The 15,308-nt window shown below is 62.3% G+C and carries 16 protein-coding genes and 1 tRNA gene; 7 read left to right on the top strand and 10 right to left on the bottom strand.

Translation table 11 applies throughout. The annotated features are described in order from the left end of the window. Positions 1-363: 363 nt before the first annotated feature. From ugpB to IVB22_RS37365, 7 genes are all read left to right on the top strand, one after another. Positions 364-1,677: a sn-glycerol-3-phosphate ABC transporter substrate-binding protein UgpB gene (gene ugpB, locus IVB22_RS37395; RefSeq protein WP_247522148.1), complete on the top strand. Its 1,314-nt coding sequence runs from the start codon at positions 364-366 to the stop codon at positions 1,675-1,677. A gap of 65 nt (positions 1,678-1,742) precedes the next feature. Then, positions 1,743-2,624 carry a sn-glycerol-3-phosphate ABC transporter permease UgpA gene (gene ugpA, locus IVB22_RS37390; RefSeq protein WP_247522147.1) on the top strand — a complete coding sequence of 294 codons (882 nt, stop codon included), beginning with the start codon at positions 1,743-1,745 and terminating at the stop codon, positions 2,622-2,624. Next, a complete protein-coding gene (gene ugpE, locus IVB22_RS37385) occupies positions 2,624-3,472 on the top strand; it encodes a sn-glycerol-3-phosphate ABC transporter permease UgpE (RefSeq protein WP_247522146.1) in 849 nt (282 codons plus the stop codon). The genes ugpA and ugpE overlap by 1 nt, the downstream gene beginning before the upstream one ends. 7 nt (positions 3,473-3,479) lie before the next feature. After that, positions 3,480-4,571 (top strand): sn-glycerol-3-phosphate import ATP-binding protein UgpC, encoded by a 1,092-nt coding sequence (locus tag IVB22_RS37380; protein ID WP_247522145.1) that lies wholly within the window; start codon positions 3,480-3,482, stop codon positions 4,569-4,571. A 185-nt stretch (positions 4,572-4,756) separates the two neighbouring features. Further along, the gene (locus IVB22_RS37375; RefSeq protein ID WP_214488119.1) at positions 4,757-5,182 is read left to right on the top strand and encodes an Hsp20 family protein; all 426 of its coding nucleotides are present in this window, start codon (positions 4,757-4,759) and stop codon (positions 5,180-5,182) included. A 49-nt stretch (positions 5,183-5,231) separates the two neighbouring features. Next, entirely contained in the window at positions 5,232-5,498 is a 267-nt protein-coding gene (locus IVB22_RS37370; protein WP_213286757.1) for a DUF1150 domain-containing protein, read from the top strand. A 152-nt stretch (positions 5,499-5,650) separates the two neighbouring features. Next, a complete protein-coding gene (locus tag IVB22_RS37365; RefSeq protein WP_247522151.1) occupies positions 5,651-5,788 on the top strand; it encodes a hypothetical protein in 138 nt (45 codons plus the stop codon). A gap of 1 nt (position 5,789) precedes the next feature. Here the strand turns inward: IVB22_RS37365 and IVB22_RS37360 are convergent, their stop codons facing one another. The 10 genes from IVB22_RS37360 to IVB22_RS37315 all read right to left on the bottom strand — a co-directional run bounded on the left by IVB22_RS37360 (position 5,790) and on the right by IVB22_RS37315 (position 15,267). Continuing rightward, positions 5,790-7,478: a methyl-accepting chemotaxis protein gene (locus IVB22_RS37360; protein WP_247522144.1), complete on the bottom strand. Its 1,689-nt coding sequence runs from the start codon at positions 7,476-7,478 to the stop codon at positions 5,790-5,792. 114 nt (positions 7,479-7,592) lie between these two features. Then, positions 7,593-8,054 (bottom strand): PTS IIA-like nitrogen regulatory protein PtsN, encoded by a 462-nt coding sequence (ptsN, locus tag IVB22_RS37355; protein ID WP_247522143.1) that lies wholly within the window; start codon positions 8,052-8,054, stop codon positions 7,593-7,595. Between the two features lie 229 nt (positions 8,055-8,283). Continuing rightward, on the bottom strand, positions 8,284-8,871 hold the full coding sequence (gene hpf, locus IVB22_RS37350; RefSeq protein WP_247522142.1) for a ribosome hibernation-promoting factor, HPF/YfiA family: 588 nt from the start codon (positions 8,869-8,871) through the stop codon (positions 8,284-8,286). A 124-nt stretch (positions 8,872-8,995) separates the two neighbouring features. Next, positions 8,996-10,651, bottom strand: a complete 1,656-nt coding sequence (rpoN, locus tag IVB22_RS37345) for an RNA polymerase factor sigma-54 (protein WP_247522141.1) — start codon at positions 10,649-10,651, stop codon at positions 8,996-8,998. Positions 10,652-10,744: 93 nt separating this feature from the next. After that, on the bottom strand, positions 10,745-11,758 hold the full coding sequence (gene lptB, locus IVB22_RS37340) for an LPS export ABC transporter ATP-binding protein (protein WP_247522140.1): 1,014 nt from the start codon (positions 11,756-11,758) through the stop codon (positions 10,745-10,747). Between the two features lie 195 nt (positions 11,759-11,953). Then, positions 11,954-12,637 (bottom strand): LptA/OstA family protein, encoded by a 684-nt coding sequence (locus tag IVB22_RS37335; protein WP_374207837.1) that lies wholly within the window; start codon positions 12,635-12,637, stop codon positions 11,954-11,956. Positions 12,638-12,642: 5 nt separating this feature from the next. Continuing rightward, on the bottom strand, positions 12,643-13,374 hold the full coding sequence (gene lptC, locus IVB22_RS37330; RefSeq protein WP_247522138.1) for an LPS export ABC transporter periplasmic protein LptC: 732 nt from the start codon (positions 13,372-13,374) through the stop codon (positions 12,643-12,645). A 140-nt stretch (positions 13,375-13,514) separates the two neighbouring features. Further along, on the bottom strand, positions 13,515-14,129 hold the full coding sequence (locus IVB22_RS37325) for a ribonuclease D (protein ID WP_247522137.1): 615 nt from the start codon (positions 14,127-14,129) through the stop codon (positions 13,515-13,517). Positions 14,130-14,329: 200 nt separating this feature from the next. After that, a complete protein-coding gene (locus IVB22_RS37320; protein WP_247522136.1) occupies positions 14,330-14,488 on the bottom strand; it encodes a hypothetical protein in 159 nt (52 codons plus the stop codon). A 692-nt stretch (positions 14,489-15,180) separates the two neighbouring features. Next, positions 15,181-15,267: transfer RNA gene (locus tag IVB22_RS37315), tRNA-Leu, on the bottom strand. Positions 15,268-15,308: the final 41 nt, after the last annotated feature.

Here is a 15,308-nt window from a genome sequence, read left to right as displayed (position 1 = left end):
GCCAGACACAGAATCACAGCAATTCGTCACCATGGAAGACCAAATCAACATAGCGAGTCATTCCGTCGCAGCCACGATGTGTGCATCTGCTAGTGCGAAAGCAGGGACCCATAGCCACCGACCTGAATCATTAAGCAAGACGTCCGGCCAAGTGCAAAACCGAGGAGCCGCGGCGTATGGGTCCCGGCGCGCGCTTCGCTTGGCCGGGACGACGAACTACTTGACCTGGCCTTCGCCTATTTTCCGGCTTCCCTCCGCGCACGCTTCCCCGATACCATCCTTTCGCTTATACGGTCATTTGCACGTCATCCGGCGCTGTTATCGCGCGAAACGAAGGTGACGACCCCAACCCGGAGGAATTCCATGGCACTTCGACAATTCGGCGCAGCGGCGGCAGTAACCGTTGCGCTGGCGCTCGCAACGCCTGCTTACGCTGTGACCGAGATCCAGTGGTGGCACGCCATGACCGGCGGCAACAACGACATCGTCAACAAGCTCGCCGAGGACTTCAACGCCAGCCAGTCCGACTACAAGGTCGTCCCGACCTTCAAGGGCAGCTACCCCGACACCATGAATGCCGGTATCGCCGCGTTCCGCGCCGGCACCGCACCACACATCATTCAGGTGTTCGAAGTCGGCACCGCCACGATGATGAGCGCCACCGGCGCCATCAAGCCGGTCTACCAGCTGATGAAGGACGCCGGCGAGCCGTTCGACCCCAAGGCCTACCTGCCGGCCATCACCGGCTACTACTCGACCTCGAAGGGCGACATGCTGTCGTTCCCCTTCAATTCCTCGTCGACCGTGATGTGGATCAACAAGGACGAACTGAAGAAGGCCGGCATCGCCGAGATTCCGAAAACCTGGCCGGAAGTGTTCGACGCCGCCAAGAAGCTGAAGGCGGCCGGGCACACGACCTGCGGATTCTCCAACGCCTGGGCGAGCTGGGTGAATATCGAGCAGTTCTCGGCCTGGCATAACGTGCCGATCGGCACCAAGGCGAATGGCCTCGACGGCTTCGACACCGTACTGACATTCAACTCGCCGCTGCATGTGAAGCACCTGGAGAACCTGATCGAACTTCAGAAGGACAAGACCTACGACTATGCCGGCCGCGCCAACGCCAGCGAGAACCGCTTTGCCTCGGGCGAATGCGCGATCTTCCTGACCTCGTCGGGTTATTATGCGACCGCCAAGAGCACCGCCAAGTTCGACTTCACCTCGGCGCCGATGCCCTATTATCCCGACGTCGCTGGCGCGCCGCAGAACTCGATCATCGGCGGCGCCTCGCTGTGGGTGATGGGCGGCAAGAAGCCTGAAGAATACAAGGGCGTCGCCAAGTTCTTCACATTCCTGTCCGCAACCGACCGCCAGGCCGATCTGCACCAGAAGTCCGGCTACCTGCCGATCACCAAGGCGGCCTATGAGAAGACCGTCAAGGACGGCTTCTACGAGAAGAACCCGACGCTGCAGACGCCGCTGAAGGAACTGACCAACAAGGAGCCGACCGAAAACTCCCGCGGCCTGCGCTTCGGCAACATGGTGCAGATGCGCGACCTCTGGGCCGAAGAATTGGAAGCAGCCCTTGCCGGCAAGAAAAACGCCAAGGAAGCGTTGGACGCGGCGGTCGCGCGCGGCAATGCGATGTTGCGTACGTTCGAAAAGACGGCAAAGTAAGACCCACCAAGGCTCCCTCTCCCACTCGGGGAGGGAGCATCTCTCGCATCACGCAAGCGGCTTGAATGGAAAAGTCTGTCGTCTTCAACAACAAGCTGCTTCCATATCTGCTGCTGGTGCCGCAGCTCATCATTACATTCGTATTTTTCTACTGGCCGGCGAGCCAGGCAGTTTGGCAGTCTTTCCTGCGCGAGGACGCATTCGGGCTGACCTCGGAATTCGTCGGCCTGGAAAATTACCAGTCGCTGTTCGCCCAGCCCGAATATTACGCATCTATGCTGGTGACCGTAGTGTTCTCCTCGCTGGTTGCGGCGTTGTCGCTCTCCATTGCGCTGCTATTTGCCACCCAGGCCGACAAGAACCTGAAAGCCGCCGGCGCCTACAAGACCCTGATGATCTGGCCCTATGCGGTAGCGCCTGCGGTTGCCGGCGTGCTGTGGATCTTCATGTTTCATCCCTCGCTCGGCACGCTGGCACGCCCGCTGCGCTGGATGAATTTCGACTGGAATCCGCTGCTGAACGGCAACCACGCCATGGCGCTTGTGGTGATGGCTGCGGTGTGGAAGCAGATCTCCTACAATTTCCTGTTCTTCCTGGCCGGCCTGCAGTCGATCCCCAAGAGCGTGCTGGAAGCCAGCGCGATCGACGGCGCCGGTCCGCTGCGGCGGTTCTGGACCATCACCTTTCCGCTGCTGTCGCCGACGACATTCTTCCTGCTGGTTGTCAATGTCGTCTACGTCTTCTTCGACACCTTCGGCATCATCGACGCGGTCACCGGCGGCGGCCCGGCCGGCGCGACCACCACCATGGTCTACAAGGTGTTTGCCGACGGGCGCCTCGGCGGCGACCTTGGCGGCTCGGCCGCGCAGTCGGTGGTGCTGATGGTGATCGTGATCGCGCTGACCGCGATCCAGTTCAAATATGTCGAGCGCAAGGTGCAGTACTGATGGTCGAGCACCGCCCGCTCAGCGACATCATCGCCTATGCGATCCTCACGCTTGGCGTGTTCATCGTCGCCTTTCCGGTCTATCTGGCGCTGATCGCCTCCACCTACGACGCCGCCACTGTGGTCGGTGGCAGAATGCCGCTGTCGCCCGGCGATCAAATGCTGGAAAATTACTACCGCGCGATATTCGTCGGCGGCGCCCGCACCAGCCGCGAGCCGGTCGCTCAGATGCTGATCAACTCGTTCATCTCCGCGTTCGGCATTGCGCTCGGCAAAATCTTCATTTCGATGCTGTCCGCCTATGCGGTGGTGTATTTCCGCTTTCCGTTCCGCAAGACCGCGTTCTGGATCATCTTCGTCACGCTGATGCTCCCCGTAGAGGTCCGCATCTATCCGACCTACAAGGTGGTGGCCGACCTCAAGATGCTCGACACCTATGCCGGACTGATCTTGCCGCTGATTGCGTCCGCCACGGGAACGCTGCTGTTCCGGCAGTTCTTCATGACCATCCCTGAAGAATTGCTGGAGGCGTCGCGGATCGACGGCGCAGGTCCCTTCCGCTTCTTCTGGGATACGCTGCTGCCGCTCTCGGTGACGACGATCGCCGCGCTGTTCGTGATCCAGTTCATCTATGGCTGGAATCAATATTTGTGGCCGCTTTTGATCACCACGCAGGATTCGATGCAGACCATCGTCATCGGCATCAAGAAGATGCTGTATACGACCGACGAACTCGCCGAATGGCAACTCGCGATGGCGACCGCCATTCTCGCGATGCTGCCGCCGGTCGCGGTCGTCGTATTCATGCAACGGCTGTTCGTGCGCGGCCTGGTCGAGACGGAGAAGTAGGGTAGTCATGGCTAACGTCACCCTCCGTAATGTCCGCAAGACCTATGCCGGCGGCTTCGAGGCCATCAAGGGCATCGATTTCGACGTCGGCGACGGCCAGTTCTGCGTGCTGGTCGGCCCGTCCGGCTGCGGAAAATCCACGCTGCTGCGCATGGTCGCAGGCCTGGAGACCATCACCGGCGGCGAGATCGATATCGGCGGGCGCGTCGTCAACCAGATCGAGCCGGCCGACCGCGACATCGCGATGGTGTTCCAGAACTACGCGCTCTACCCGCATATGAGCGTCTACAACAACATGGCCTACGGCTTGCGCAACCGCGGCATGGCCGAACCCGAGATCAAGACCCGCGTCGAAGAAGCCGCGCGCATTCTCGAACTCGGCGCGATGCTCGACCGCAAGCCGCGGCAATTGTCCGGCGGCCAGCGCCAGCGGGTAGCGATGGGCCGTGCGATCGTGCGGCAGCCAAAGGTGTTTCTGTTCGACGAGCCGCTGTCGAACCTCGACGCCAAGCTGCGCATCGCGATGCGGGTCGAAATCCGCAAATTGCAGCGCCGCCTGTCCACGACCTCGATCTACGTCACCCACGACCAGCTCGAGGCGATGACACTGGCCGATATTCTGGTGGTCATGAACGGCGGCCAGGTCGAGCAGATCGGCAATCCGCTCGACATCTACCAGAAGCCTTCGACCACCTTCGTCGCCTCCTTCATCGGCGCGCCGCCGATGAATCTGATGCCGTTGCGCTCCGACGAGATCAAATCGCAGCTGGCCGGCGATATCAGAGCCAGCGAAGCCGGCATCCTCGGCATTCGCCCTGAGGATTTCGTCATCACGAACGAAACGGTTTCCGGCGGCGTGGCGCTCGGCCTCACCGTGGAAGCGATCGAGCGGGTCGGCGCCGAAACTTTCATCTACGGCACCCGTCAACAGGAGGAGCAGGGCGTCGCGGCGACCCCGGGCGAGCTGCCGCCCGGCGAAATCATCGTGCGGATTCCCGGCGCCATAGGCCCCGCCATCGGCGAGCGAATCAGGGCGGTCGTCGCCAGCGACAAGCTGCATCTTTTTACCGCCGATGGCCGCAAGCGAATCGGTTCCTGAACCGTCCTTTACCAGCGCAAAAGCCTGTGACCCCCCCCGCCGCGGCCGATTTACGCAGCTTTCAGAGGCGCTTGAACCGTTCCCAAATCACCCCCATATTCCCTTGTGACCGGACGGCAAGTCGGCCGGCCGGTTGAATGGGGCGCCGCAAGGGCCCCTCAAAGTCGCTTCGAGAGGACTTTGTAATGTCTCGTGTTCCTTCGTTATCCAGTCCGTTCCTGCTTGGGTTCGACGAAATCGAGCGCGCGCTCGATCGCGTCGTCAAAGGCGCCGACGGTTATCCTCCCTACAACATCGAGCGGTGTGACCGTGCCAACGGCCAGCCCGAACGGTTACGCATCACGCTCGCGGTAGCGGGTTTTACCCGCGACCAACTCGATGTGAGCACTGAGGAAAACCAGCTCGTGATCCGGGGCCGCCAGCAGGACGACAAGGCCCGGCAATACATCCATCGCGGCATCGCCGCGCGCCACTTCCAGCGCACCTTCGTGCTGGCGGAGGGGATGCTGGTGCTGGGCGCGGATCTGAAAAACGGGCTGTTGTCGATCGACCTCGCCAGGCCGGAGCCTGAAAGGGTCGTTAAGACAATTGCTATCAATGAGCACGAATAATGGAACAAGTAGCGGACTCGACCGCTTAGACCCAGAAGGAGTCGAGACCATGAGTGACGTGAGTGTGACCTTCGAAGCCGAAAAGGTTTCCGTCGAGGCGCTGGCCCATCTTGGTGAAGGCCATATCGCCTACGTGAAACAAGTCCGTTCCGAGGATGTGCCGGGACTGTTTCCGCAGGCGCCGAAAATCGCGCCAGGGCTGAAACTGTTCGCGCTGCATGCCGCCGACGGCACCCCGATCATGCTGACCGACAGCCGCGAGGCTGCGATCGCCAATGCATGGAGCAACGAGCTTCAGGCCGTCAGCGTGCACTGACAAAGCCTGCCGTCGCTGACGCGGCGCTTGCTGCTGTTACAGACGCAAGCTTGACGGCCCGATTGAGGTCGCAAGAGAGTTCACAATACGCGGGCACGTCCTTGATGGGATCGGGCCCGCGTATTTTTTTTGCATTTTCGAATGCGCCAAAGATGCCGCCGAACGCCGCATCAGATGCCTTCCATGCGGCGTTGGGCTTTGTCGAGGTCGGCTTTGTCGAGGTCGGCACCGCCAGCATCCATAACGGAAGCCGGACGGTACGCTACCTGTCGTACACGCCGGCGAGCTAGCTCACGCCGCGCGCACGGTCGAGAGGAATTTCTCCACCTCACCCTTGAGATGATTGCTCTGTCCCAGCAGCGACCGGGCCAGCCCGTGCACATGCGTCGACGCCGCGCCGGTATCGGTCGCCCCGCGGTTGACGTCGGTGATGCTGCCCGCGACCTGTGTGGCTCCCTGCGCGGCCTGCTGCACGTTGCGCGAGATTTCATGCGTCGCGGCGCCCTGCTCTTCCACGGCTGCCGCGATCGCCTGCGAGATTTCCGCGATGCGGCCGATCGTGCCGCCGATTTCCTGAATGGAAGATACCGACTGATGGGTCGCCGATTGCATCTGGCCGATCTGCTCGCTGATTTCCTCGGTCGCTTTCGCGGTCTGCGCGGCGAGCGCCTTGACCTCGGATGCGACGACGGCAAATCCCCGTCCCGCCTCGCCGGCGCGCGCCGCCTCGATCGTGGCGTTCAGCGCCAGGAGGTTGGTCTGCTCAGCGACCGCGCTGATCATTTTGACCACTTCGCCGATCCGGCTGGCGGACTGGGCGAGATCGGCAATCCGGGCATTGGTCTGCTCTACCTGGCTTACTGCCTCGCGCGATATCTTGTGCGAGTCCTGCACCTGGCGGCTGATCTCCGACACCGATGAGGCCATCTCTTCCGCGGCCGCCGCGGCGGACTGCGCGTTGGCCGAGGATTGCTCCGATGCGGACGCGACGGTTGCCGAAAGCACCTGGGTCACCTCGGCGGTCTTGGTCAGTTGTCCCGCCGATGATTCGAGTTCGGACGAGGCGGTCGATACGGTCTGGATGATTTTTCCGATCGCGGAATCGAAGCCGTCGGCCATCTGCTGCATCGCGGCCTTGCGCTCGCCTTCCGCCTTCAGCTTCAGGCCGGCCTGCTCCTGTTCCATCGACTGAACGCGCAGCGCGTTATCCTTGAAGACCTGGACCGCGCGCGCCATGGCGCCCACTTCATCGCCGCGGCTGAGCGCCGGAACCGAAACGTTGAGGTCGCCACCCGCGAGCCCCTTCATCACGTCCGTCATTGCCGCGATCGGGCGAATGACGCCGAATGCCACGCCGAAGATGCCCGCACCGATGATGAGAAACACCACCGTGGAAACACCCCATAGCAACAGGGTGAACATGCTGACGCGTTCGGTCGCCGCGACTTCCGTCGCCGCGTTCTGATCGTTGGTTTGCTTGACGATGTCGTCGATGATGGCGCGGTGCGCGGCATAACGTGCGGCGATCTCCGCATAGGACTTCGCCGCCGCGGCATTGTCGGCCTTGGACAATGCCGGCAGCAAACCTTCCTGGATCGCGGTCCAGAAGCGCCGCACTTCGTTGTGGGATTTTTCCACCAGCTTGGTCTTCAGCGTCGGGTCGAGATCGGACTTCACCCAGAATGCGTGCCGCTCGTCATATTCCTTCTTGAGCTGTGCAAGCCTGTCGCGATGCGCCGGAAGCTGGGCCGGATCGTGCAGCACGAGGGTAGCCTCGAGATAGGCCTCGATCACGTATTCCGGTGGCGGCAGAATGTCGGCGATCAGGTCGTTGCCGAGCTTGATCTGGTTGTAGAGCGGACCACCGACCTTGAGCTGCGACAGCCCGTAAACGCTGGTGGTAATCACGGCACCAAGGCCTAATGCGGTAACCAGTCCAAAAATCAATATTGCGCGCGAAATCGTCAGCCGCAGCGTCATGGCAATGTTCTCCGGGTGAGAAAAAATCCCAGCGAACGCAATAACTGCTATTTAGCTTAAAATTGCGTTTATCCGATCTGCTACCATGCAGGGAAGTTGTTTCGCCTGGCGAAACTAGGCCGCGCTCGCGGGCGGCAACGCCAGCACGGAATAGATCGCTTGGGCGTCGCGGGAGGCGCGCAGCTTTTTGGCGACGTCCTGGTCGCGCAACAGGCGCGCGATTCGCGCCAGCGCCTTCAGGTGATCGGCGCCGGCGCCTTCCGGCGCCAGCAGCAGGAAGATCAGGTCGACCGGCTGGCCGTCCATCGCCTCGAAATCGATCGGGCGCTCAAGCCGGGCGAACAGCCCGAACAGCTTTTCCAGTTTCGGCAGCTTGCCGTGCGGAATGGCGACGCCGTAGCCGACGGCGGTGGTGCCCAGTTTCTCCCGCTGCAACAGCACCTCGAACACCGAGCGTTCGTTCTGGCCGGTCAGGGCGGCGGCCTTGGCCGCCAGTTCCTGCAGCGCCTGTTTCTTGCTGATGACCTTCAACGCCGGGAGAATCGCCTCGGGTGCGACCAGATCGGTAATCGTCATTGGGCGTTCCGAGGTGAATTGAACCGTCAGGTTGCGAAGTAGGTTCTAGAACTGGGGCGACACGAAGATGAGACGGGAGGCGGGCTTAGACCCGGGTCCCGATTTGGGGGCTTCTACTCCAACGCATGGTCGGTGCCAACTCCCGAAGGGCCAGTTCCTGCACCCTGTCCGTTGAGGCGGCGGACCATAGGGAGAGCGGCTGTGGGCGTCAATGCTGTCAGGCATAATGTCACGGGGTAACCGCCGGGGGGTCGACCCAGCCGACATTGCCATCCGTACGGCGGTAAATGATGTTCACCCGGCCGCTGGAGCCATGCTGGAACACAATGCAGGCAGCCCCGGTCAGATCCAGTTCCATGACCGCCTCGCTGACCGAAAGCCGCTTCAGCGATGTGGTCGCCTCGGCAATGATGACGGGGCTATAGGTGGTGACTTCGTCGTCGCCCTCCGCCGGAGCCTCGATCACGTAGCTCGGCGCGTCGATATCCGCTAGCGCCGCATTAGCGGCATAGGTCTTGCGGGCCGAACGGTCCTTCAGCCGGCTCTTGTAGCGGCGCAGACGCTTCTCGATCATCAGGAGCGCCTGATCGGCGCTGGCATAGGCATCGGTGGCGTTGGAATCGGCCTCCAGCGTAATCCCGGAATCCAGGTGCAGCGCGCAGTCGGTGCGGAAGCCGAAACCATCCTTACTCAGCGTGATGTGGCCGGAATAATTGCCGTCGAAATATTTTCTCAGGACCTCATCGGTGCGCTCGCTGACGCGCGAACGAAGGGCGTCGCCGACACTGATGCTTTTCCCGGAGATTCGAAGGGTCATTGGATGCCTCGCTTGGTGCCTCGACCACTCTGGTTTTGTTGGAGAATCTTTTCGAAAGACCGTGCCCACTCTCCTTCATGCTGTGGCGGGGAACCGAGACTATCGCGATTTGGCGCGAACGCAATCAGGCCGGAGCCGTATCGCGGGACCGGTCGGCGGCGGTGGCAGGGGCGGAAAGTGCGTTACCGAGCATGCTCTGTTTGTCGCGGCGGCGCTGGACCGAGGAAGGAATGCGCATCGCTTCGCGGTATTTCGCGACCGTGCGGCGGGCAATATCAATGCCGGATTCGCGCAATCGTTCCACGATGGTGTCATCGGAGAGGATCGCGGACGGGGCTTCCGCGTCGATCAATTGCTTGATGTGGTGGCGGACCGCCTCCGCGGAGTGCGCCTCGCCGCCGTCGGCCGATGCAATCGAGGCGGTGAAGAAATATTTCAGTTCGAAGCTGCCGCGATTGGTCGCCATATATTTGTTGGCGGTGACCCGTGACACCGTCGATTCGTGCATCTGGATCGCGTCCGCCACCGCCTTGAGATTCAGCGGCCGCAAATGCGCGACGCCATGGGTGAAGAAGCCGTCCTGCTGGCGGACGATTTCGGTAGCCACCTTCAGAATGGTGCGGGCGCGCTGATCAAGCGCGCGCACCAGCCAGGTCGCGTTCTGCAGACAATCGGTGAAATAGGACTTGTCGCCGTCCTTGCGGATCGTCTTCGACAGCTCGGTGTAATAGACCTGATTGACTAGCACGCGCGGCAACGTGTCGCTGTTGAGTTCGACATGCCAGCCGCCGTCCGGGCCGGGCCGCACATAGACGTCCGGCACCATGGTCTGCGTGCGCGCCGAGCCGAACTTCAGGCCGGGCTTGGGATCGAGACGGCGGATTTCACCGATCATGTCGGTGATATCTTCGTCGTCGACGCCGCACAATTTGCGCAGAGAGGCGATGTCGCGCTTGGCCAGCAGATCGAGATTTTCCACCAGCGCTTGCATGGCGGGATCGTAGCGGTTGAGTTCGCGGAGCTGGATTGCGAGGCACTCGCTCAAATTCCGGGCACAGACGCCGGGCGGATCGAACTTCTGCAGCACGGTCAGCACCGCATCGACATCCGCTTGCGAGGCGCCCAGCCGTTCGGCGGCCTGCCCAAGATCCGGCGGCAGATAGCCGGCATCGTCAACGAGATCGATCAAATATTGTCCGATCATGCGCTGTGCCGGCCCGCTGAACGCCACCGCGAGCTGCTCGGCGAGGTGGCTGCCGAGCGTCACTTCGGCGGCGACGAAAGCTTCCAGATTGTAATCGTCGTCGTTGGAGGCGCCGCCGCCCCATTCGGTGTAGGCGGTCGGCGCCGCGTCCTGCGCCACGCGGGCGGCAGCTTCGGCGGGTTCTTCGGAAAAGACGTTGTCGAGCGGGGTGTCCAGCGTCTGCTCGATCTCGGTACGGGTGCCGAGATCGCGGTTCAGCCACTCCTCCTGACCGGTTTCGAAGGCGTCGCTTCCTATGCTGGTGCCCATATCGGAGGCATCGCCGCCCTCGTCACCATAGCTGCCTGAATCGCCCGAATCGGAGAACTCGGCGCGTTCGGCAACCGGCTCGCCCGCGACCGGGAGTTCGGGGCCGTCGCTGGCGCGATCCAGCAGCGGATTGCGCTCCAGTTCCTCCTCGACGAACGCCGAGAGGTCGAGATTCGACAATTGCAGCAACTTGATCGCCTGCATCAATTGCGGCGTCATCACCAGCGACTGCGACTGGCGGAACTCTAGTCTCTGCGTCAGCGCCATGAGGGCAAGAACCGATCCACTAAAAGTTGGTCCGATTCTTGCTTATATTAGTCCAGCGACCTTGTACACGGCTTGACGAACGCCAAAATCCGATTAGAGGCGGAATTCCTCGCCAAGGTAAAGGCGGCGTACATCCGGATCGTTGACGATTTCTTCCGGACTGCCCTCGGTCAGGATCTGCCCGGCATAGACGATGTAGGCACGGTCGGTCAGGCCTAGCGTTTCCCGCACATTGTGGTCGGTGATCAGGACGCCGATGCCGCGGTTGGTCAGGTGGCGGACGAGGTCCTGAATGTCGCCGACCGCGATCGGATCGATGCCGGCGAAGGGCTCGTCGAGCAGCATGTAGTTCGGGCGCGTCGCCAGCGCGCGCGCGATTTCGACGCGGCGGCGCTCACCGCCGGACAGCGCGATCGACGGCGATTTGCGCAAGCGCGTGATGTTGAACTCATCGAGCAGCGAATTGAGTTCGGCCTCGCGCTTCTTGCGGCTGGGCTCGACGACCTCGAGCACGGCGCGAATATTCTGTTCCACGGTGAGGCCGCGAAAGATCGAGGCTTCCTGCGGCAGGTAGCCGATGCCGAGCCGTGCGCGCTGATACATCGGCAGCTTGGTCACGTCGTGGCCGTCGAGTTCGATGGCGCCGCGATCGGCCTTGATCAGTCCGGTGATCATGTAGAACACCGTGGTCTTGCCGGCGCCATTCGGGCCGAGCAGGCCGACCGCCTCGCCGCGGCGGACATAGATGCTGACGCCGCGCACCACCTGGCGGGTGCCGAAACTCTTTTCCACGCTGTGCACGGCGAGGAAGCCGGGCCGCTTGATCAGGCGCGGCGCTTCGCCGCCATTGGGCTTGGCGCTGGACTTGGGACGGGCTTGCGCACGGGGACGCGGTTCGCGCGGCGGTTCTACGTCGGGCTGCGACTGCGGCAAGTCCAGCCCGGGCAGTGACGCTGAACGCGCCATCGGCGGCCCATCGCGCACCGGGCTCGCCAGCATGTCGCCAAAGGAATCGCCGAGAGCAGTGATGTCGTCGCGCGAACGCGCAAACCCCGGGGCGCCGCGTTTCGCGGGGCGTCGACGGAACATGCCGAATAAATCCACCATCCCGCTTCGCTTACGCCTTTCACGGTGATTCCGCGACGCGTCCGCCGGCGAATCGCTTCGCTAGCGAACCATGAATGAATGGATGTCCCTGCCCAGCGAAACACCCCGCCGTGCGCCCTGCCCAGTAAATACAGGCTCGCGCTATCAGCTTCAACCGCACGAGCTATAAATATTCTTTAAGGCATTGATCTACAATTATTTTTTACCGGGGATCAGCGACGGTATCTGTACCGGAGCCGGAGCCGCTTTCGACCCGCCCGATCCCGACCCGCAATCCTGTCCCTGGATGAACATGCCCTGCACCTTGCCGCTGTCGGATTCGACCCGCGACACGCCGGTGGTCATGTCGACTTTGAGGCGGTCGCCGCGGAGCACATTCTTGCACTGGGTCAGCACGACCCCACCGACCATGGTGATGAGGTTGGCCCGCGTGTCGAAGATCGCGGTCTCGCCCGTCACGACCTGGTCCTTCTGCGTGACCACGACGGAGCCCTTGGCTTCGAGCCGGCGGATCGACGAACTGCCGCCGGGCCCCGGCGTCGCGGACTGCATCGGCCCGGATTTCGATCCCTTCGGCGCGGCGGGCGCAGGCGTCGCCGGCGCCGGGCCGGAATCGTAGAACACCACCAGCGACTTTGAGGTCATGGTGGTGTCGCCCTGCACGACCTTCACGTTTCCGGCGAAGGTCGCCTCCTTCTTCTTGTCGCGCATTTCGAGCGACGCCGCTTCGATCTGAATCGGCTGGTCGCGGTTTTGCGAAAAGCCCTGCATCGCATTCGGCACGCCCGACATGGCGCCTTGCGCCAGGGCGTCACCGGAGGCGACCAGCGCGAACGCAAGCGCTGCGGCCGCAAAACTGCGCGAGAAGAACTGCATCATAAATTTCATTTCGCGTTTGATGACTTGCCGGTGACGGACCGCGTCCTCGGCGGTGGCGACGGTTCGGGCTCGGGCTCGGGCGCCGGAGGGCTTTCCATGATCAGGTTCATCACGACATTGCCTTCGAAGCGAACGATCTCGCCGCTGTCGACGATCCTGAGCCTGTCGGCGGTGAGCGTACCGTTCAGCAATTTGACGTCGACATGCTCGTCCGACGTCACCGTTCCCTTGTTGATGTCGACATAGGCCTGCGACATCCGGGCCTCATAGCCGGTGGAGGATTGCAGGAAGATGTCCTTGCGCAGGTCCAGCATCTGCTGCTTGCTGTCGTAAAATCCCGTGCGCGCATCCATCGTCACCGTGCTCTTGTCCTCCATCATGACCTTGGCCCGCAGCGTCCGCAGCTCGACGTGATCGGGGTTGGCCAGATCCTGAATCGCAGCCTTGGCCCACAATTCGTATGGACGCTGGTCGGCAGAGAAACCCGCGAGGTGCGGCGTTTCCATGGTGATCTTGGTGCCTGACACCACAAGATTACTCATGTCGACGGGCAGCTTCGTCAGCCCCGTGATGCGGAACGGGTTGAAGACCGAGATGGCGACGATACCCGCCATGGCCAGCAGCACGGCCGCCGGGACCGCGACGCGCAGCACCCGCACCATCCGGCTGTGGCGGGCCGCCGCGGCAAAGCGGGCCTCCATTCCGGTGGCATAGGCTGGGTTCTGTACCGAGTTCACCGTTGCTCCAAGGGGCCGCTAGGAACGCCAAGACAGCGTTATTCTACCCGCAATCGTGGGATTATGCAGCCCGGACACTCGCGATGAGTGTGACCGAAACGGGGCGGAGGCGGCAGCCGAACCGCTTCAGATAGCCTCGGTCACGAATGCGCGAAGATGTCGTCGGCCTCCCAGCCGCCGAGATCGAGCTTGGCCCGGGTCGGCAAGAAGTCGAAACAGGCCTGCGCCAGCGGCGTGCGGCCTTCGCGCGCGAGCATGGCGTCGAGGCGCTCGCGCAAACCATGCAGATGCAGCACGTCGGACGCGGCATAAGCGAGCTGCGCTTCGCTGAGGCTCGCTGATCCCCAGTCGCTCGACTGCTGCTGCTTCGACAGGTCGATGTTGAGCACTTCGCGCACCAGATCCTTCAGGCCATGCCGGTCGGTATAGGTGCGCGTCAGCCGCGAGGCGATCTTGGTGCAATAGACCGGCTGCGGCATCACGCCGAACGTGTTGTAGAGCGCGGCGAGATCGAACCGCGCGAAGTGAAAGATTTTTGTGATGTTCGGATTGGCCAGCAGCGCTTTCAGGTTCGGCGCGTCGGTATGGCCCTTGGGAATCTGGATGACATCGGCGCTGCCGTCGCCGTTGGACATCTGCACCACGCACAGCCGGTCGCGATGCGGGTTGAGCCCCATGGTCTCGGTATCGATCGCCACCGAATCCTTGTAGCGGGACAAATCGGGCAGATCGCCGCGATGCAGGCGGATGGTCATGAAGGAAAGCCTCGTGTCTCAGGTCGATTCGACGGGAACACTAGCGCCCGGAGCCGCGGGAGGCGAGCGGTTGGGCATGGCTTATAGGACGGGAATTGGCGGCTTCGTCGGGATTCTTACCCGCCAATCAGGCATTCGCATGCTTCGCGCGAACTGAAGCGTTACCACAACTACGGTTTGCGCCGAGAGGGCAGGGCCATTCAGGCCGTCTTCTCTTCAGACGATTTCGGCGGCTGAAGCTCCGGACTGTTGGCCCAGCGGTCGAGATTCTCCATGACGTCCGCATGGCTCGGCCGCCGTGGAGGCGGCGATTTCTGCTCTTCGGACAGCTTGCGCGGCAGCTTGATGTTCTCGGTCATGGGCGGCTCCATGCAGAAATTATGCGCCCGCGCAGACCATAAATCAACCATTAACGCAATGTTTTTACTACGGTATTTAGATAATTTGGCGTCTGAATCTCGTTTGATGGAACCACCGCCAAGAACAAGTAGTCCGCCCGCACATAGTGGCCCCGCGACCACGAACCCAGCCCACCTCCACAGCGACCAAATCCTCCGCGAATTGGGCATCGAGGTCGGGCTATGGGTCGCGACGTCATATTGCTGCTCGCTCTCGCCGCCTGCACGCCACTTCGCGGCCTGCACCGCCGGCGACGGAGGCCCTGAAGCGATCAGCGCATGCTCGCGGATCGTCCTGGTCGCGAAAATCCCGCTGCTTGGCTTGCAATTCGATGACCGCGACCTCGCCCAGGTTTACATGGCACGCGGCGGTCGACTTCGATGAGGCGATCCGCCTCGACCGGCGCATGGTCGGCCCTAGCGCGGCGGCATATTTCGCGAGCGTGGCGCGCACGCAAGGCGCTCGACGATTTCACGCTCGCGATCCGCAACGCGCCGATGCAGGCGCGCCTCTACGTCGAGCGTGCGCAAGGCCACGAGAAGCTCGGCCGGCTGTTCGGAAGCGCTCGACGATTTCCGCGTCGCGCGCGGGCTCGACCCGCGGATGCAGAAGGCTCGACTGCGACAGTTCAGCGAATCATGGGCAAGGGCAATGGTGCCCAGGAAAGGACTCGAACCTTCACGGCCGTGAAGCCACTGGCACCTGAAGCCAGCGCGTCTACCAATTCCGCCACCTGGGCCCGGGCGGGTTAGTAAGGAACGGTCACGCGCTTGTCAAATC

Source organism: Bradyrhizobium sp. 190 (genome assembly GCF_023073415.1).
In the GTDB taxonomy this organism is placed as follows: Bacteria; Pseudomonadota; Alphaproteobacteria; order Rhizobiales; family Xanthobacteraceae; genus Bradyrhizobium.
This window is presented reverse-complemented; position numbering and strand designations above follow the sequence as displayed.